Below are 18,510 nucleotides of genomic sequence, written 5' to 3' on the forward strand. Positions count from 1 at the left end.
TATGCGGGTGGTTATGATTAGTTGATTTTATCACCATACCTATATCATGGTATTTTTGCCTTGTAATCAGCATTGAAAACCCACCCAAACTGTAAAATTCAAATTTTTAAATTATTATTCTGTTTAGTTTATGTTGAATAAGATTTTTATTCTGAAATAAAATAAAAGTAAGGATTTAAATAAAATCACAGAATGTGAATGAAATGTTTCTTTTTTGCCGCAAAAAACACTTTTTAAGATACTAATATAAGAAATTAATAGCATTTAATTCTTTTATAATTTGTTGTATTTAAAGTGATTTAAGTGTTTTTATCATAATTTGAGAGATAGTGCTTGTCATTATTTTGTAATTAAATTGTGATTTGAATCCTAAAATTCAACTAATCACTTTATAGTCTATTATTCTGTATTGGATTTTCATGTTTAGCATATTATGCTTGCATATATTACTCATCAATAGGGGGCAGAATGAAGGTCCTTATTTTAGGTAGCGGCGTTATCGGCGTCACCAGTGCCTGGTATCTGGCTCAGGAAGGCCATGAAGTTATCGTTGTCGATCGCCAGCAGAGTGCGGCTGAAGAAACGAGCGCAAGTAATGCCGGGCAGATCTCACCCGGATATGCGACACCCTGGGGAGCACCGGGTATCCCAGTAAAAGCAATAAAGTGGATGTTTCAACGACATACTCCATTAGCTATTCGCCCCGATGGTTCACTATTTCAGTTACGCTGGATGTGGCAAATGCTGCGTAATTGTGATGCAGACCATTATGCTATGAACAAAAGCAGAATGGTGCGTCTGGCCGAATATAGTCGTGACTGCATTAAACAATTGAGAGCGGATACAGGCATCCAATATGAAGGGCGTCAAAGTGGTACGCTACAACTATTCAGAACTAACAAGCAGTTTGATAATGCGGTTAATGATATTGCGGTGTTAGAGCAAGAAGGCGTTCCTTATCGGTTACTCACCTCAGAACAATTAGCATCAGCGGAACCTGCACTCGCCCATGTTTCTCATAAATTGACGGGAGGATTACAGCTTCCTAATGATGAAACCGGTGATTGCCAAATTTTCACCAAAGAATTAGCAAAAATGGCAGAAAAAGCCGGTGTCAGATTTGTGTTTAACCGGCAGGTTAAACGCATTTTGGTGGATGGCGATAAGATAACAGGTATTCAGTGTGATAATGGCATCATGACAGCGGATCAGTATGTTATAGCAATGGGTGCCTATTCTACTGAATTATTGAAAGATCTTATCACAATTCCGGTTTATCCAATGAAAGGTTATTCGCTAACTATGCCGATAATGAATGAAACACGCTCACCTGTTTCAACAGTATTGGATGAAACTTACAAAATAGCCATTACCCGTTTTGATCATCGAATTCGCGTTGGAGGAATGGCAGAAGTCGTTGGTTTTAACCTGAATGTGCTGAAAAGCCGTTGTGAAACACTCAAAATGGTAGTAGAGGATCTTTACCCTAATGGTGGTAATATTGTTGAAGCCTCATTCTGGGCCGGATTACGGCCAATGACGCCGGATGGCACTCCCATTGTTGGTCCAACCAAATATCCTAATCTTTATTTAAATACCGGGCATGGAACATTAGGCTGGACAATGGCCTGTGGTTCAGGAAAGTTATTATCTGATTTAATCTCTGGTAAGAAGCCTGAAATTGCAGCAGATGATCTCTCTGTATTCAGATATATCAATGGATTTAATACAAAAGTGCTTCGGATGAAGCATCGTTTACATACTGCGTAAAGTAAATTATAAAGAGGCCATCATGCCACGTCCTATTTTGGCAACCATCCATCTCAACGCACTTCGTCATAATTTGGCGGTTATCCGCCAAAAAGTCGGTAATAGTAAAATCTGGTCGGTAGTGAAAGCGAATGCATATGGGCATGGTTTGGACAGAATATGGCAATCACTCAAGCAGTCGGATGGATTTGCACTGCTTGATATGAATGAAGCTACTTATTTGAGAGAGCAGGGATGGCAGGGGCCAATCCTGTTATTAGAAGGTTTCTTCAATGTTGAAGATTTGCAGATAATTAATCAATATGACCTGACAACCACAGTGCATAGTCATTGGCAACTCAAGGCGATAAAAGACGCGGAATTAGATAAGCCCATTGATATTTATTTGAAACTGAATAGTGGTATGAATCGTCTGGGATTTACCCCAGACGAATATCCACAGATAGTTTCAATGGCAAATGGGATGAAAAATATTCATTCAGTCACTTTAATGACGCATTTCGCTAATTCCGATAATGAAATTGGTGTTGATGGGCAATTCACTGTTGTTAACCGGCTGAATATGAACTCCCTCCCTCACTGTCTGGCTAATTCTGGGGCAGTTTTATGGCATCCGCAAACACACGGGGATTGGGTCAGACCTGGAATTATTCTGTATGGTGCTTCTCCCAGTGGAAAGTGGCGTGATATTGCGGATGTAGGCTTAAAACCAGCGATGAGTTTAAAAAGTGAAATCATTGCGGTTCATGATCTTCCCAAAGGAGAGAACATTGGTTATGGCAGTCACTACACCACCCAATATGTGACTCGTGTAGGAACAGTGGCATGTGGTTATGCTGACGGTTATCCGCGACATGCACCAACAGGAACGCCGGTTATTGTCGATGGTATTCGTACTCGCTTGTTGGGTGCTATATCAATGGACATGATGTCGGTTGATTTGACTCCATGCCCACTGGCAACAATTGGCAGTTCAGTCGAATTATGGGGAGAAAAATTACCGGTGGATGAAGTCGCGGAGGCAGCCGGAACAATTGGTTATGAGCTATTGTGTGCTTTGGCTAAACGTGTTCCAGTAGTTGTGGAATGACGCTGTTTTCTGTTTTTTCAGGCATTTTTCGTACAGCGTTCTGTACGGAAGCACTGTACGAAATAAATGCCTGTCCAGCCCTCACACATCACCCGACTCAACTTTTATTTTTGCGACAACGGATAACGGTAGCAAGCCTGCCAGGCGTTCCATTTTTAGAATATAGAGGGGTATTGATACGTGCGGTTTCAACGCAGGCCATGTTCTTGTAACCTTCTTTACTGATATCTTGCATGCTACTCGCTAGCGCAGCTCCGGGATTCCAGCAGACTACATCACTATGATGATAATGATGAATTTCAATGGTACGTTTCCATAACTCATCTCTAATCAGACTGAAATTTTCTGGCTCTGTATAAATGCGATCTGTTCTTCCTTGAAAAATGAGGTCTTCATCAGTGTATTGTTCTCTGTTTATAACAGCATCAATAAAGTGATGACCTAACCCGCTGATACGGATTTGATTGATGTCACTGACATTGAAGTAAGAGTGTAGGGCACAAGTGACCTGATAATCTCCATGAGATTCCAGCTCTATTTCGCAAGTCTCCCCCAATTTAAAGCGAGCAATAAGTGTGAATTCATGTGGCCACAACTGTTTTGTGTATGCGCTGTCTTGTAGTGTGAACATCAAAATCACACCATTCTCATTTTCATGATGGGCCTTGAATTCCCACGGTAATATCCGGGCAAAACCATGACTTGGTGTACCCAGAGAGCCAAACCAAGGCCAACAGATGGGAATACCACCACGAATGGCTGTACCCTCACGGAGTTTTGTATTATCGCTTAACCATAATACAGGTTTTTCACCACAGGCTTGCCATGCCATAAGATGTGCGCCCTGGATACTGATTGCACCACGGATTTTGGGATGGGAAATTACAATCAGCGGAAATCCATCAATATTCCTTTGACTGATATAAGGAGATATTTGTTTTACAACCGGTAATGAGAAAATTTTATCAAGCATCTACATGACCTTATATAAACCTGAATTGGATAATTGGTGAAGGCAAGGATAGCTTATTGTGGTAGAGAGGGAAAATAAAGCCACCTTTACAGGTGGCTTGTTGAATAACTGTTTAAAGTTCAATTAGTTAGAGATATGAGCAACCAGATCCAGAACTTTGTTAGAGTAACCCGTTTCGTTGTCATACCAAGAAACCAGTTTTACGAAGTTGTCGTTCAGAGCAATACCCGCTTTTGCATCGAATACAGAAGTGAGTTTTTCGCCATTGAAATCGGTAGAAACAACGTCATCTTCAGTGTAGCCCAGAATGCCTTTCAGTTCGCCTTCAGCCGCTTCTTTGATTGCTTCACAGATTTCTTCATAAGTCGCTGGTTTTTCGAGACGTGCAGTCAGGTCAACAACAGAAACGTTAGGAGTCGGTACACGGAAAGACATACCAGTTAGTTTGCCGTTCAGCTCTGGAATAACTTTACCTACTGCTTTTGCAGCACCGGTAGAAGATGGAATGATGTTTTGTGCCGCCCCACGGCCACCGCGCCAGTCTTTCGCAGAAGGACCATCAACCGTTTTCTGAGTTGCAGTTGTTGCATGAACAGTTGTCATCAAACCTTCAACAATACCAAATTTATCATTGATAACTTTAGCTAGCGGAGCAAGGCAGTTGGTTGTGCAGGATGCGTTGGAAACGATATCCTGGCCTGCATAGGCATTGTGATTGACACCCATAACAAACATTGGCGTGTTGTCTTTAGACGGGCCAGTCAGAACAACTTTTTTCGCGCCAGCAGTGATGTGCTTACGTGCAGTTTCGTCAGTCAGGAAAATGCCCGTTGCTTCAGCAACAACATCAACACCTACTTCGTCCCACTTCAGGTTAGCTGGATCTCTCTCAGATGTAACGCGGATGGTTTTGCCGTTAACAACCAGATGACCGTCTTTAACTTCAACAGTTCCGTTGAAGCGGCCGTGGGTTGAATCGTATTTCAGCATGTAAGCCATGTAATCTGCATCTAACAGGTCATTGATTGCAACGATTTCAATGTCAGAACGTTCTTGTGCAGCACGGAAAACAATACGGCCAATACGACCAAAACCGTTAATACCTACTTTGATAGTCATAGTATTCCACCAGCTATTTTTTAGTGAATTAAAAGTTGTTTCTAAAGTTACCAAAATCTTGTCAGTCGTCAAGCGGAATCGTGTCAACAATTGAAAAAGATCAATTTAGAAATCACTATCTGAATGCTCGCTATTCAACCGTAACAAACTCTACGCCCATCATTATCGGGGTATAAAGCGATATTTAAAGTTACCATTGGTTAGATATGTGAGATTTATCACAATTAGTAAAGTAAATCATTATGTTGAATGCGTTAGAATGCCTTTTAACATTCTAATATTTGCTTTTTGTTGTTTTCGGTGTTTTTTAATTGAAAATATTGGCCTCAAAAGGTGGTTTACATGGCTAAAAATATCTCCGTTTCTTTGGCGCAGCTTAGTGAAATGCAGCGTTATGTCACGCAGGAAGCAGGTACTGAGCCGCCATTTTCAGGAAAACTGTTGCACAACAAAAAAAGTGGCATTTATCATTGTTTGTGTTGTCATCAGCCATTATTTGTTTCTGATACTAAGTTTGATTCTGGATGTGGATGGCCAAGTTTTTACCAGCCAATCAATGACAAATCCATCAAATATATTGATGACTACTCCCATAATATGCATCGAATAGAGGTGCGTTGCAGTCATTGCCAGGCACATTTAGGGCATGTTTTCCCTGATGGCCCTAAACCTACCGGAGAGCGCTTTTGCATTAATTCGGTTGCCTTATGGTTTGTTGATAAGGAAACAGGTGAAGAAACAGCAGGTTAATATTATGACTGCGGGTGTTTTTAAATAAATATAAGCAATATGAATTGGTCACTAAAATAGAATCGATTCAGCCAAAATATGTAGCCGTAAGGAAATATCAATGAAGTTGGATGATTTACTCTCTGCCATGACGCCTGAGATTTATCAACGATTAGTTCAGGCTGTTGAGTTGGGCAAATGGCAAGATGGCGTTCCATTAACACCAGAGCAGAAAGAAAATAGTTTGCAAATGGTGATGCTTTGGCAAGCCAGGCATAATTATGATCCTGAACATATGACGATTGGCACAGATGGTCAAATTACAATAAAAAGCAAGCAAGAATTGAAGGCTATGTTCCAATCAGAAATGGTTGCTAAGTTAAAACCTCAATCAGAAGAAGAATGAGTCAGAAAGTTAAAATAATAACCTCGTCCTTTGCAATGAGTCTGCAATAATAAGGACGAGGTTAATTTTGGGTATATTCAGAAAAAATAACTTAAAAAAGCGTTGTTATTTCGCTTAATGAAGTCAACCTGGCACCTTTGGCTGTCATTTCTTCAATGGCGCGTTGGCTGTCTTCGGCTTGAATATTGACCCCACGGCAGCCTTCAACGATCACGTAAGTTTCATACCCATGTTCTAAAGCATCCAGGACCGTAAATTTTACGCAGTAATCAGTGGCAATTCCCAAAATCAACAGGCGATTGATATGTTGTTCTGATAGCCAACTATGTAGTCTGGTAGCATTTTTACGATCGTTATCAAAGAATGCGCTATAGCTATCTATCTGTGAGTTTTCACCTTTACGAAAAATTTCCTGAATAGCAGACTGATTCAGCGCTGGATGGAAATCTGCACCTAATTGTCCCTGAACACAATGCACAGGCCACCATATCTGAGGGATACCATTCAGTTCCCCTAACTCACCGACAGGTTGACCAGAATTGGCGGCAAAACTCATGTGATCGGATGGATGCCAATCTTGAGTTGCGATAATAGTGATATTGTGTTGCTGACACAATTCAATCGCTTTATTCGCCATTTCGATAACTTCTTCGCTTTCCTTGACCGCCAGTGTACCACCTGTACAGAAGTCATTTTGTAGATCGATAAGTAATAATGCGGTTTTCATTATATTCCTCGACTATTTTTTTACTTGTCGGAGTAACTCAATTCTCCGCGTAGATTCTGCTGCATTAGCGAGCGGATTTCTTCAGTTTCGTAGTGCTGACTCAACAAGTAGTGCAGTTTGGTCAGTGCTGCTTCAAAAGTCATATCATAGCCGCTGATAACGCCTGATGTAGCTAGCGCATGACCATTGGCATAACCTTCCATATTGACCCTTCCAGAGATGCATTGTGTTAAATTGACCACAATGATGCCTCGTTCAGTCGCTTCTCTTAAGATTTTTAATAAATCGGAACGCTGTGGGGCATTACCAACACCATAAGAGCGTAAAATCAGTGCCTTGACAGGTTGCATCAGGATATTTTCAACCACCTGACAGGATAATCCCGGATAGATAGTGACAACGCCGATTGGCTGTGATTTGATTTGATGTACGATAAAGTCACCATGACTGGTCGGTATGGGAGCAGTATTTAATGTACGGATATTGATCCCGGCTTCAATGAGTGGAGGGTAATTGGGTGATGAAAAAGCGTTAAAACCATCGGCGTGGGCTTTAACCGTCCTGTTCCCTCGAAACAACTTATTGTTAAAAAACAAGCTAACTTCATTAACGGGATAATTAGCTGCCAGGTACAGTGCATTCAGCAAATTTGTCTGACCATCTGAACGAAGTGCTTCTAAAGGTATTTGCGACCCTGTCACGATAACGGGTTTGTTTAGGTTTTCAAACATGAAAGAGAGTGCTGAGGTAGTGAAAGCCATGGTATCTGTCCCATGCAGGATCACAAAACCATCGTAATCATGGTAATTCTGGTCAATATCGTTGGCGATAATCCCCCAATCATCCGGACTCATGTCAGAAGAATCGATCAGAGGGTGATGTTCACGTATCGTGAACGTTGGCATTTCTGGACGGTGGAATTCCGGCATCTGTGCAAGTTGCCGTTGTAAATGACCAGAGACAGGAATATAACCATTGGGAGAGTGCTGCATCCCAATTGTGCCACCTGTATAAACAACATAGATAGATTTCTTCTGCATGGAAGTACCCCAATAACAGTACCTGATAAAAATATTTAGCCGATTATAGGGGCTATATGGAATAAAAAAAGCCTGATATATAAAGATCAGGCTCTTGGGTATAACTGTTATCGCATTTTAGAAATAATTTTCTAACGGATATTCTCACAATTCAGGCAAAACGCATAAACATGCTGCGGATCATTCATGCGATTATAAAATACTGCTTGTTGTTTCATATCTTGTGCAACTTGAGCAAATGGTGCCGGCAGCATTGATTGCAGAATATTTGGCATAATTGCCTGAGCAGATGAAGAAAACTCCAGCATGAGTTTTTCAGTGAGGGAAAGCTCTGGCTGCATCCAGTCTAATGATGCTGTTTTGAGGCCGGCTAATTCAACAGCTTTCTTCACTGCATCATCGAAATCACCTAATTGATCGACCAAACCATTCTTTTTCGCATCGCTACCACTCCAGACACGACCTTCGGCGATTTTCTTAATCTCATCTACTGATTTATGCCGGGAATTTGCAACCAGCCCGATAAATTGGTTGTAGCCGTTTTCAATCGACAATTGCATAACGTCAGAAAAAAGAGGGTTTATACCTTTTGTTAATGAAATGTCAGCCAGTGGATGTGTTGAAACACCATCTGTATTCACACCAAGGTGATCCAGGCTTTTTTCAAAGGTATTGAAGGCACCGAAAACACCAATAGAGCCAGTTAAAGTATTTGGTGATGCAATAATGTAATTAGCTGGTGTGGATACCCAGTATCCCCCTGATGCCGCAAGACCACCCATTGAAACAACGATGGGTTTCTGATTGACCTTTTTACCCTTTTCATCAGTACCTTCCCGAATTGCCATGAGTTCACTGCGGATCAGCTCAGATGCGCTGATACTGCCGCCAGGGCTGTTTACACGTAATATAATGGCTTTGATTTCGGGATTCATACGTGCTTCTCGCAGTTGTGCTGCAATTGTATCACTGCCGGCTATGCCATTGGATTGTTTACCATCCATGATTGCACCTTCAACTATGATCACCGCAATGTTGCCATTGTTTTGATAGCTATTTTGGACTGGCTGTTTAGCAATATAGTCATTAATACTGACGTAGTTGAAATGCTGATTTTGTTTATCCCAACCAAATTGATGTATCAATTTCTTTTCAATAACATTCAGAGGCGCAATTTTATCTACTAAACCGTTTTGAAACGCATAGAGTGCACTATTTCCTCCAGCTTGATGGAATTTTTCAATAAACGTTGAAGGATCAGGAAGGACCTGGTCAAGAGGTATTTTCCTGTTGGTAGCAATAACTTGCCGGTAATTGTTCCAAAGTTCATTAAGCCAGAGCATATCTGCTTTACGGGCATCATCTGACATATCATTCCGCATCATTGGTTCTACTGCTGATTTGTATGTCCCAACACGGAAAATGTGAGTGGATACTTTCAGATTTTCTAATAATGATTTATAGAACAGACGGTTGTTTGAGAAACCATGAAGGGACACATTTCCCTGTGGAGCAAGGAATATTTTGTTTGCGTAACTGGCTAAATAATATTGTGCCTGGCTATAGTTATTTCCGATGGCAATAACTGGTTTACCTGAAGCCTTAAATTCATTGATGACTTTGCCTATATATCTCATAGAAGACTGATCGGCACCAATAAAGTTATCTAACTTCAATACCATACCGGTAATTTTAGGGTCACTTTTCGCCCGGCGGATACTATCAACAATATCGAACACAGAGGTTTCCTGTGAACGGCTGCTGGAGGAGTCAACAAGATCCCGTCCGAGCTGATCCAGTGGATTAAGAACAGACACTTGATCAACAACGATACCGGATAAGTTGACATATAATGCCCCATTATAATCATTGTCTAAGCGGAACTGCTCTTTGTATATGAGAACGCCAGTGGCGACTAATACAACCAATAGGATAAAAATCAGGTTGGAAATAAATTGGCGAACGAAATTTAGCAGTTTCCAACTCCATTTAAATATTGCTGCTATAAACTTCCATAAAGTACGCATATCGTCTCCAGTTATGGGGTCAAATAGGATTATCCTAATCAGCTAGCTGATAAATGTCAGCTGGAATTCACGAGAATGATTGAAAAAATAATAATATCTACTCTTTCATTCAGTAACGAATAAACAGAGAATGTCGAGTCGTGATAGGTTATCTTATTCAGGAGGAAATTATGAATGCTTTGGAACTTTTATTGAATCGTCGTTCTGTTTCACGTCTAACTGCTCCCGCTCCGAAAGGAGAGGCATTGCAACATATTCTTGCGGCGGGAATGCGAGCACCAGATCATGGCGCATTACGTCCCTGGCATTTTATTGTAATGCAGGGGGAAGGGATTGATAAATTCAGTAAGTTGCTTGAAAAAGCAGCGACTGAAGGCGATATGGGTGAAGATGTGGTGGAAAAAGCAAAAAATGCACCTTATCGTGCACCTATGATTATTACTGTTATTGCCAAAGTTGTTGAACATGCAAAAGTGCCCGCTTGGGAACAAGTTGTGGCGGCAGGTTGTTCAGTTCATGCCATGCAAATGGCTGCGGTGGCTCAGGGGTTTGGTGGAATATGGCGTTCTGGCTCCTGGACTGAAGATCCAACAGTCAGAGCGGGTTTGGGATGTGAAGAAAAGGATAAAATTGTTGGATTCCTTTACTTGGGCACACCGGAACTTAAAGCTCCGATGAAAGTTTCAACACCAGATTTAACGGGTTTTGTTAGTTACTTCTAAAGTGACTGATGATATTGCCAGATGCTGTGGATCAGATGTGGTGGGGGAAGATGAAAGTCGCCACATCAATCCACTTCTTTTAGTTTAATTGCCGTAGATGAACTGACTTAACCACGCTCGAACAAGGTATTGATTGAAGTTTTGAATAATTCCATGCGTCTTTTTATTGCAGAAAAACCTAGCCTGGCACGAGCCATTGCCGATGTGTTACCCAAACCTCATCGTCGGGGAGATGGGTTTATTGAGTGTGGTAATAACCAATTTGTTACCTGGTGTGTCGGCCATTTGTTAGAGCAATCTGAGCCAGATGCTTACGATAGCCGTTATGCACGCTGGGTATTGGCTGATTTACCGATCATTCCTGAAAAATGGCAGTTGAAACCACGAGCAGCGGTTGCCAAACAACTTAATACGATTAAATCTCTTCTGGAAAGGGCTGATGAAATTATCCATGCCGGAGACCCTGATCGTGAAGGTCAATTACTGGTGGATGAAGTATTGGATTTTTTGCATTTGGATAATAATAAAAAGCAAAATGTCCAACGCTGCCTGATCAACGACTTAAATCCACAGGCGGTACTTAAAGCGGTTGAGCGTTTAAGGAGTAACCGGGAATTTATTCCTCTATGTGTTTCAGCACTCGCCAGAGCCAGAGCAGACTGGCTCTATGGTATTAATATGACTCGTGCTTATACATTGCTAGGGCAGAATGCCGGCTATCAAGGGGTGTTATCTGTCGGACGGGTTCAGACCCCGGTTCTGGGGTTGGTTGTTCGTCGTGATGAGGAAATAGAGCATTTTGTGCCGAAAGATTTCTTTGAGGTTAAAGCTTATATTGTTACTCCGAAAGAGGAACGGTTTACGGCTGTATGGCAACCCAGTGAATCCTGTGTTGATTTTCAGGATGAAGAAGGTCGGATTATCCATCGTCCTTTAGCAGAGCATGTTGTAGCGCGTATTACAGGGCAACCTGCTTATGTTACTGCGTATCAGGATAAACGAGAATCAGAAACGGCACCATTACCGTTTTCTCTCTCTTCATTACAGATTGAAGCAGCCAAGCGCTTTGGTTTAAGTGCTCAGGATGTACTGGATATTTGTCAGCGACTTTATGAAACGCATAAATTGATCACTTATCCACGTTCTGATTGTCGTTACTTGCCGGAAGAGCATTTTGCGGGGCGTCAGGCTGTCTTAAATGCTATTTCAGTTCATACGCATTTATTACCACAGGAAGCGTTGGACACGGAGAAAAAGAACCGTTGTTGGGATGATAAAAAAGTTGATGCTCATCATGCGATTATTCCCACAGCCCGAAGCAGCCAGATCAATTTGACAGAAAATGAACATCATATTTATGGATTGATTGCCAGACAGTATTTGATGCAGTTTTTCCCGGATGCGGTATTTCGCAAGTGTACGATCGAGCTTGATATTGCAGGTGGAAAATTCATAGCAAAAGCGCGTTTTCTGGCAGAGGCTGGCTGGAGAACCTTATTGGGTAATAAAGAGCGAGATGAGGAAAATGAAGGCACTCCGCTGCCTGTTGTTGCCAAAGGTGATGAACTCTTATGTGAAAAAGGAGAAGTGGTGGAGAGGCAGACTCAACCACCACGTCCTTTTACTGATGCGACTTTATTGTCTGCAATGACAGGAATTGCCCGATTTGTACAAGATAAAGCACTAAAAAAAGTGTTACGAGCAACAGATGGTCTGGGCACAGAAGCAACGAGAGCAGGTATTATTGAGTTACTGTTTAAACGGGAATTTCTGTACAAAAAAGGGCGCTATATCCATGCAACCCCTGCGGGGCGGGCGCTTATCCATGTATTACCTGATATGGCTGTATTACCCGATATGACAGCGCATTGGGAGTCAAAACTAACACAAATCAGTGAAAAACAAGTCCGCTATCAGGATTTTATGTTGCCTCTTCACGAAACGTTGCAGCAGTTGATTTGGCAGGCAAAACAGTATCGAAATTTGCAGGTTTTTAGGGAGTTACCTCCTGTGCCCGTGAAAGGAAAAAAGAGTAAAAAGAAGAAAACAAAGACTGACAAAGCCGGGTAGATAAGATCAAAACGATACAATTAAAAGCACCGTAAGAAAAATCCAGCACTGAACTTGGCGGTGCTGGATTTTATTATTTTGAGAATCAAATTTTAAATTCAGCCCAAACAGGAGCGTGATCAGATGGTTTTTCCATACTACGAATAGCATAATCTATACCAGCAGAAAGGCATTTTTCCGCTAATGGACGGCTGGCAAGCAACAAGTCGATGCGAAGCCCCCGGTTATCGTCAAACCCTTTAGAACGATAATCAAACCAGGAGAATTGATCATTGATCTCAGGATGATGTGCCCGAAACGTATCGACGAGTCCCCAACTTTTAAGGCGTTCCATCCACTCTCTTTCTTCCGGTAAGAAAGAGCATTTTCCAGTTTTCAACCAGCGTTTTTGGTTATTTTCACCGATCCCAATATCAAGATCAGTTGGACTGATATTCATATCTCCCATAATAAGAATATGGGATTCTGGAGATTGTTTTCTTTCCAGATAGGTTTGTAAATCTTGGTAGAATTTTGCTTTCGCCGGAAATTTGACCGGATGATCACGGTTTTCACCTTGTGGAAAGTAACCATTAATTACAGTTAATGAGCCTAGAGGTGTTTCAATATCTGCCATGATAATACGACGCTGCGCATCATTTTCATCCGTAGGAAAACCTTTCTGAACTTCAATTGGCTTCTGGCGTGTCAGCAGAGCCACACCGTAATGGGATTTTTGACCGTGATAAAAGACATGGTAACCAAGTTTGCTAACTTCTTCCAAAGGAAACATTTCATCATGAACTTTTGTTTCTTGTAATCCAATCACGTCAGGCTGATGTTGTTCAACAATCGCGGTAAGTTGATGAGGACGTGCCCGCAGGCCATTAATATTGAATGATACAAATTTCATACCGTTATAATCACCTATAGAATATTTATCTTTTTAATCTTAACAGATATAAAAAAGGATGTAACTATTTATTAAATAATAATTTTAAGCAGGTTATCTTGATATTTCACTATTTTACTCTTATATGTAATGTTATATTGAGTATAATGCGTTTATTACTCAAATTTAGAGTATGTAATATTGATAAATAATAAAAAACATGTGATGAGTAAATAATGAATTAATGGTTGAATACTTATTTAATTAATCATTCTTTGTTATATTCAACATTTGATACTATGTTTTTAGGTAAGTGTTTTTATTCTTGAAATTTATTCTGTGTCACGCATTACAAAAAATAATTAATGAAAAAGTAGAAGAGTTAATCAATCTCTGATAGAAAATTGAACTTGTAGACCATGTTTATATTTATTAATGGTTTACATTCACGATGGAATATTCATCATGATACAGGTGAATAATATAGTTCATCTGAACCGCATTTTTGCATCAGGGGCTGGCATTACATATAAATGCCATTTGAAAAATAGCTATTTTTATTGTACAAAATTATACCTTCACAATATCAAGTTTGATTTAGCGGTTACCTGATGAGAAGGCCATTTCAAGGAAATTATTTTAGCCACAAGTTACATAGGAACGGTGAATTATGTTTTTTTCTCGTAAATTAGAAGCATTCATGGCGGTGGTGGAAATGGGTTCTTTAAGCAAAGCGGCAAGAGTGATGAACCGTACGACTCCCCCAGTCGCTAAATCAATTAAAGACTTTGAGGCGACGTTAGGAAAGCGCTTATTTAAAAGGGAGAAGTTTGGGATGATACTGACTAAAGACGGAGTGGAACTATATAATGACTTAAAAGAACTTTATTTGAAAGAAAAGGAAATTACAAAGAAACACTTTAGCGGAACTATTTGTAACAGCGTCAATATCTACTACGATTGGGGGAAAGACAGGCACCTGATTTCACTTTATAAAGCAGCAGACAGAAATAATGCTCAAGTTAATATATTACGCTTTAGTTATGATAACATTGATGAAATAGTTGACTATGAGGGCAATACGATAATTTTAAGCTCGGAAAAAATACTCAGTGATAGATTTAGTTTGGTTCGTAAAATTGAAGGGCAGAATTTAGGTATTTGCTGCCGTCAAGAGTTAATTGATGAAGCCAATGGTGATTTAACTCAATTATTGAAAAAGAAAACGTGGTTGTGTGATCCAGTTCTCTATAAAAGCGATTTTATAAAGAATTTAGAAGAGGATATGATAAAGAACGGAGAGAAAGTTAATATAAGGCAAATGGACAACATGGAATGCTGTCTTAATTTCATTCAATCCAAAGATTATATTTTTATTACAGATGCCCGTTCTGGTGCATTGGAGGAAGGAAAAAGCCTGGGCTTTATTCCAATATCACGAGCTGATGCAGTTAATCAGTGTTATGTTTATAAATCTAAATCCCATTCAAGCGTGTTAAATCGTTTTATCGACTCCGTTAGTGATATGGAGTAACCGATTGCATAAGCGGAGCAAATTGCAGATCCTCCAGAGCTCCGCTATTGGTGTCCGGTGAACACGTTAATTTTACGATATTCATTTGCTCATTGAGTAAATTAGATTGTTCTTCCCCCAAGCAGTATATCTGTTAGCTTTAACAGTAAATGCAAATAATGGAGTATACCTTAAGATATGGTGGGGGAAGGATGATGCACCATTTCTCGTTTTTCACCTTCCGGCTAACGTGCTGTGCGTAATATCACTTCGCTATGTTCGATTTTCAATCCAAATTTTGGTCGAAGACTCTTGTTCTTGCTCTTAGTGAGCATAAATGTTTTTCTATTCAAGAGTGAGTAAGATGACATAACTAGTTGGTGGTGGGGGAAGGATTCGAACCTTCGAAGTCTGTGACGGCAGATTTACAGTCTGCTCCCTTTGGCCGCTCGGGAACCCCACCAGATTTTGAATTGTATGCTGTCGTTATCAGCGGACGGAATGATATCAAATCAACCGCCGCTGTAAAGTAATTATTTGAAAATTAAGTGTCGAGCGATGTTTTTTTAAACTTTGTGTCCGAATATCATTCCATTAGGGTATTTTGTTATCAAGAATAATCATACTGTTATCTCACAAACTGTTATCGCAAAAATACCCTTAACGTATCACAGAATAATAGTGCGGTTACCATACACAAACACACGTTGAGAAAAAACCGAATGCAGCGCTTTACTTAGCACATTTTTCTCAACATCTCGTCCTGCTCGCATCATCTCTTCAGCAGTATAGCTATGATCCACGTTAATCACATCCTGAGTGATAATAGGGCCTTCATCTAAGTTATCATTGACATAATGTGCAGTGGCTCCAATGATTTTGACCCCACGCTCATAAGCCTGGTGATAAGGGCGGGCTCCTATAAATGCTGGTAAGAATGAATGGTGAATATTAATAATTTGATTTGGGTAATGCTGAACAAATGCCGGTGTTAAGACACGCATGTACTTGGCGAGTACAACATAATCGGGGTTATATTGATCTATCTGCGCCATTAACGCTTCATCGTGCTGTTCCCGGCTCAAACCTTCATGGCTAATATGATGGAAAGGAATATCAAACTGCTCGACCAATGGTCGCAGAGTAGTATAATTGCCAATAACAGCGGCTATTTCCACATCCAATCCTTCATAAGCACTTTTTACTAATATATCACCGATACAGTGGGCTTCTTTTGTTACCATGATGACAATACGACGACGACCTGCTGTATTCAATTCACGACTTGAGCCAACCGGAAGAGCATCATCCAGATCGGTCAGAAATACTTCATCATTAAAAATACCTTCCAGCTCTGTACGCATGAAGAAGCGGCCTGTAAGATGATCGACAAACTCACTATTTTGTACAATATTTAATTGATGTTTGTAACAAATATTTGTGATCTTCGCGATTAATCCTTTGGAATCAGGACAAATTGTACGCAAGATTTTTTTTTGTATAATTGCGTTTTGCATGGATAACGTGATCCTCAAATGTTTTTCACTGTGTGTGAATGGTTGTGTTTAAAATATTTAAATATTAATTTAACTACAGCATTTTTTATATTTTTTGCCCGAACCACATGGGCAGGGATCATTGCGTCCTGTCTCAGGGCGAACACCATCTATATAAAACCAATGTTGGTCAATACGCAAAAAACGAGAACGCTCATGTATCAATTGCCTATCTTGCTGTTCCTGCTCAATAAAGCAAGCTGAAAATTCAACGTAGGCTTCATTATTATGTTGCCCTTTATTTGTATTGATGATATTCAACCCTAGCCACTGTACACCAACAAAGCCTTGTTCTATTTCTGAACGCCAGGTTTCTGCTGCACAATCGGGATGCCAGGTTGTAATCAGATAATCGACATTCTTCGTCACATAAGCGCTATATCTGGAACGCATCAAAGTTTCAGCATCTGGAGCAGGGTAGTGATTATCAATATAAAGGCCGCAGCAATGTGCGAAAGGTGAGCCGCTGCCACAGTGACATATTTTTGTCAAAATAACTCCGGTTGATTAAAAAGGTTGTTGTTAATATGGCTGATACTGTAAAGGTATGTAAGCGTAAAATATATAATCGTATAAATAGTTATGATTGATTAGATTAACATCAATAATACCTGAATACAGACTGTAGCTGCAATGTTTAGTGAGAGTACTCTATTATCAATGCCCTTTATGCTTCAGTAAATTCATTTAACAGCTATTTGATATAAAGGTGTATTCAGAGTGTATATATCAGTTATGTAAATACCGTAGTATAGAAACCATAATTAAATTTTTATTCACTGTATATCTGTCTGTGTTAGCTGGTATACTCTGGCGCACTATTTTTTAGGTATGTTTTTATAGGTATGTGACTTTTTTCACATATACACTTCTTCACACATACGATTTTTTAGAGAGTTGGTGCTATTGTTTAAGCTGCAAAAGGAGTTTTTCAGCTATAACATAGCCGCAGGAGACTATGTAATGTCAGTAATAAACAAAAAAGTAAAAAAAGCCGTAATCCCTGTTGCTGGTTTGGGTACCAGGATGTTACCCGCCACTAAAGCTATTCCTAAAGAAATGCTGCCTCTGGTTGATAAGCCACTTATTCAATATGTTGTCAATGAATGCATTAAAGCAGGCATTAATGAAATTATTCTGGTTACACATTCATCCAAAAACTCTATAGAAAACCATTTTGATACTAGTTTCGAGCTAGAAGCCATTCTTGAGAAAAGAGTGAAGCGTCAGCTCTTGGACGAAATCCAGTCGATTTGTCCTAATCATGTGACGATCATGCAGACCCGTCAGGGGATTGCTAAAGGATTGGGACATGCGGTGCTATGTGCTAAACCACTTATTGGAGACGAGCCATTTGCTGTTATTCTGCCGGATGTCATTTTGGATGAGTACAGTGCAGATCTATCGAAATATAATTTGAGCGAAATGTTATCACGTTTTAACGATAGCGGAACAAGTCAAATACTGGTTGAACCGGTTCCTGTTGAGAACGTCTCTGATTATGGAATTGTTGATTGCTTTGGAGAAAACCTGCAACCAGGTGACAGTAAACCAATTGCCCGTGTTGTTGAAAAACCTAAACCAGAAGAAGCCCCTTCAAACCTTTCCATTGTCGGTCGCTATGTATTATCTGAGAAAATCTGGCCATTACTGGCAAAAACAGCACCAGGGGCAGGGGATGAAATTCAGCTTACCGATGCCATTGCCATGCTGATGGAAAAAGAGCCAGTTGAGGCGTATCACTTAAAAGGTCGCAGTCATGATTGCGGGAATAAATTGGGTTATATGCAGGCATTTGTTGAATATAGTATGAAGCATAAGCAGTTGGGAGAATCATTTAAAGACTGGATTATGACTTTGCAAGATCGGATTGAAAAATAATCTATTAGTAATTTAG

At 40.2% G+C, this 18,510-nt stretch carries 16 protein-coding genes and 1 tRNA gene; 8 read left to right on the forward strand and 9 right to left on the reverse strand.

Features of this window, described 5'->3' with window-relative positions:
* The first annotated feature begins 468 nt into the window (after positions 1-468).
* Positions 469-1,770 (forward strand): D-amino acid dehydrogenase, encoded by a 1,302-nt coding sequence (locus tag ABLA85_RS03655; RefSeq protein ID WP_367961465.1) that lies wholly within the window; start codon positions 469-471, stop codon positions 1,768-1,770.
* 22 nt (positions 1,771-1,792) lie between these two features.
* Positions 1,793-2,860 carry an alanine racemase gene (gene alr, locus ABLA85_RS03660; protein ID WP_367961467.1) on the forward strand — a complete coding sequence of 356 codons (1,068 nt, stop codon included), beginning with the start codon at positions 1,793-1,795 and terminating at the stop codon, positions 2,858-2,860.
* Positions 2,861-2,957: 97 nt separating this feature from the next.
* Here alr and ABLA85_RS03665 read toward each other — a convergent pair whose 3' ends face one another.
* Both ABLA85_RS03665 and gapA read right to left on the reverse strand, forming a co-directional pair.
* Entirely contained in the window at positions 2,958-3,833 is an 876-nt protein-coding gene (locus tag ABLA85_RS03665; RefSeq protein WP_367961468.1) for a D-hexose-6-phosphate mutarotase, read from the reverse strand.
* Between the two features lie 123 nt (positions 3,834-3,956).
* A complete protein-coding gene (gapA, locus tag ABLA85_RS03670) occupies positions 3,957-4,952 on the reverse strand; it encodes a glyceraldehyde-3-phosphate dehydrogenase (RefSeq protein WP_367961470.1) in 996 nt (331 codons plus the stop codon).
* Between the two features lie 342 nt (positions 4,953-5,294).
* Between gapA and msrB the strand changes: the two genes are divergently transcribed.
* Positions 5,295-5,702, forward strand: a complete 408-nt coding sequence (gene msrB, locus ABLA85_RS03675; RefSeq protein ID WP_367961471.1) for a peptide-methionine (R)-S-oxide reductase MsrB — start codon at positions 5,295-5,297, stop codon at positions 5,700-5,702.
* 100 nt (positions 5,703-5,802) lie between these two features.
* Complete coding sequence (locus ABLA85_RS03680; protein WP_323865293.1) at positions 5,803-6,087, forward strand: DUF1315 family protein; 285 nt, start codon at positions 5,803-5,805, stop codon at positions 6,085-6,087.
* Positions 6,088-6,178: 91 nt separating this feature from the next.
* Here the strand turns inward: ABLA85_RS03680 and pncA are convergent, their stop codons facing one another.
* The 3 genes from pncA to sppA all read right to left on the reverse strand — a co-directional run bounded on the left by pncA (position 6,179) and on the right by sppA (position 9,881).
* Positions 6,179-6,814, reverse strand: a complete 636-nt coding sequence (gene pncA / locus ABLA85_RS03685) for a bifunctional nicotinamidase/pyrazinamidase (protein WP_367961473.1) — start codon at positions 6,812-6,814, stop codon at positions 6,179-6,181.
* A 20-nt stretch (positions 6,815-6,834) separates the two neighbouring features.
* Positions 6,835-7,854 carry an asparaginase gene (gene ansA / locus ABLA85_RS03690; protein WP_367961476.1) on the reverse strand — a complete coding sequence of 340 codons (1,020 nt, stop codon included), beginning with the start codon at positions 7,852-7,854 and terminating at the stop codon, positions 6,835-6,837.
* A gap of 131 nt (positions 7,855-7,985) precedes the next feature.
* Positions 7,986-9,881 (reverse strand): signal peptide peptidase SppA, encoded by a 1,896-nt coding sequence (gene sppA, locus ABLA85_RS03695; RefSeq protein ID WP_367961479.1) that lies wholly within the window; start codon positions 9,879-9,881, stop codon positions 7,986-7,988.
* Between the two features lie 170 nt (positions 9,882-10,051).
* Between sppA and ABLA85_RS03700 the strand changes: the two genes are divergently transcribed.
* Together ABLA85_RS03700 and ABLA85_RS03705 are read left to right on the forward strand one after the other, a co-directional pair.
* On the forward strand, positions 10,052-10,603 hold the full coding sequence (locus ABLA85_RS03700) for an NAD(P)H nitroreductase (protein ID WP_367961481.1): 552 nt from the start codon (positions 10,052-10,054) through the stop codon (positions 10,601-10,603).
* A 153-nt stretch (positions 10,604-10,756) separates the two neighbouring features.
* Entirely contained in the window at positions 10,757-12,673 is a 1,917-nt protein-coding gene (locus ABLA85_RS03705) for a DNA topoisomerase III (RefSeq protein WP_367961483.1), read from the forward strand.
* Positions 12,674-12,758: 85 nt separating this feature from the next.
* Here ABLA85_RS03705 and xthA read toward each other — a convergent pair whose 3' ends face one another.
* On the reverse strand, positions 12,759-13,565 hold the full coding sequence (xthA, locus tag ABLA85_RS03710; protein WP_367961485.1) for an exodeoxyribonuclease III: 807 nt from the start codon (positions 13,563-13,565) through the stop codon (positions 12,759-12,761).
* Positions 13,566-14,214: 649 nt separating this feature from the next.
* On the opposite strand from xthA, the gene ABLA85_RS03715 reads away from it, so the two are divergent.
* Positions 14,215-15,078, forward strand: a complete 864-nt coding sequence (locus ABLA85_RS03715) for a LysR family transcriptional regulator (protein WP_038270174.1) — start codon at positions 14,215-14,217, stop codon at positions 15,076-15,078.
* A gap of 357 nt (positions 15,079-15,435) precedes the next feature.
* Here the strand turns inward: ABLA85_RS03715 and ABLA85_RS03720 are convergent.
* The 3 genes from ABLA85_RS03720 to ABLA85_RS03730 form a co-directional block, all read right to left on the reverse strand.
* Positions 15,436-15,520 (reverse strand) — tRNA-Tyr (locus ABLA85_RS03720).
* A gap of 205 nt (positions 15,521-15,725) precedes the next feature.
* The gene (gene purU / locus ABLA85_RS03725) at positions 15,726-16,574 is read right to left on the reverse strand and encodes a formyltetrahydrofolate deformylase (RefSeq protein ID WP_367961487.1); all 849 of its coding nucleotides are present in this window, start codon (positions 16,572-16,574) and stop codon (positions 15,726-15,728) included.
* A gap of 69 nt (positions 16,575-16,643) precedes the next feature.
* Complete coding sequence (locus ABLA85_RS03730) at positions 16,644-17,105, reverse strand: YchJ family protein (protein ID WP_367961490.1); 462 nt, start codon at positions 17,103-17,105, stop codon at positions 16,644-16,646.
* A gap of 471 nt (positions 17,106-17,576) precedes the next feature.
* On the opposite strand from ABLA85_RS03730, the gene galU reads away from it, so the two are divergent.
* Positions 17,577-18,494, forward strand: a complete 918-nt coding sequence (gene galU, locus ABLA85_RS03735; RefSeq protein WP_367961492.1) for a UTP--glucose-1-phosphate uridylyltransferase GalU — start codon at positions 17,577-17,579, stop codon at positions 18,492-18,494.
* Positions 18,495-18,510: the final 16 nt, after the last annotated feature.

This window comes from Xenorhabdus sp. SGI246 (assembly GCF_040838225.1).
GTDB lineage: Bacteria > Pseudomonadota > Gammaproteobacteria > Enterobacterales > Enterobacteriaceae > Xenorhabdus > Xenorhabdus indica.

Bases quoted from the DNA above. Each gene is read 5' to 3' on its own strand.
- pncA (WP_367961473.1), bottom strand. From the start codon at position 6,814: ATGAAAACCGCATTATTACTTATCGATCTACAAAATGACTTCTGTACA.
- ansA (WP_367961476.1), bottom strand. From the start codon at position 7,854: ATGCAGAAGAAATCTATCTATGTTGTTTATACAGGTGGCACAATTGGG.
- gapA (WP_367961470.1), bottom strand. From the start codon at position 4,952: ATGACTATCAAAGTAGGTATTAACGGTTTTGGTCGTATTGGCCGTATT.
- ABLA85_RS03665 (WP_367961468.1), bottom strand. From the start codon at position 3,833: ATGCTTGATAAAATTTTCTCATTACCGGTTGTAAAACAAATATCTCCT.
- msrB (WP_367961471.1), top strand. From the start codon at position 5,295: ATGGCTAAAAATATCTCCGTTTCTTTGGCGCAGCTTAGTGAAATGCAG.
- galU (WP_367961492.1), top strand. From the start codon at position 17,577: ATGTCAGTAATAAACAAAAAAGTAAAAAAAGCCGTAATCCCTGTTGCT.
- ABLA85_RS03715 (WP_038270174.1), top strand. From the start codon at position 14,215: ATGTTTTTTTCTCGTAAATTAGAAGCATTCATGGCGGTGGTGGAAATG.
- ABLA85_RS03655 (WP_367961465.1), top strand. From the start codon at position 469: ATGAAGGTCCTTATTTTAGGTAGCGGCGTTATCGGCGTCACCAGTGCC.
- xthA (WP_367961485.1), bottom strand. From the start codon at position 13,565: ATGAAATTTGTATCATTCAATATTAATGGCCTGCGGGCACGTCCTCAT.
- purU (WP_367961487.1), bottom strand. From the start codon at position 16,574: ATGCAAAACGCAATTATACAAAAAAAAATCTTGCGTACAATTTGTCCT.
- ABLA85_RS03680 (WP_323865293.1), top strand. From the start codon at position 5,803: ATGAAGTTGGATGATTTACTCTCTGCCATGACGCCTGAGATTTATCAA.
- sppA (WP_367961479.1), bottom strand. From the start codon at position 9,881: ATGCGTACTTTATGGAAGTTTATAGCAGCAATATTTAAATGGAGTTGG.
- ABLA85_RS03705 (WP_367961483.1), top strand. From the start codon at position 10,757: ATGCGTCTTTTTATTGCAGAAAAACCTAGCCTGGCACGAGCCATTGCC.
- alr (WP_367961467.1), top strand. From the start codon at position 1,793: ATGCCACGTCCTATTTTGGCAACCATCCATCTCAACGCACTTCGTCAT.
- ABLA85_RS03700 (WP_367961481.1), top strand. From the start codon at position 10,052: ATGAATGCTTTGGAACTTTTATTGAATCGTCGTTCTGTTTCACGTCTA.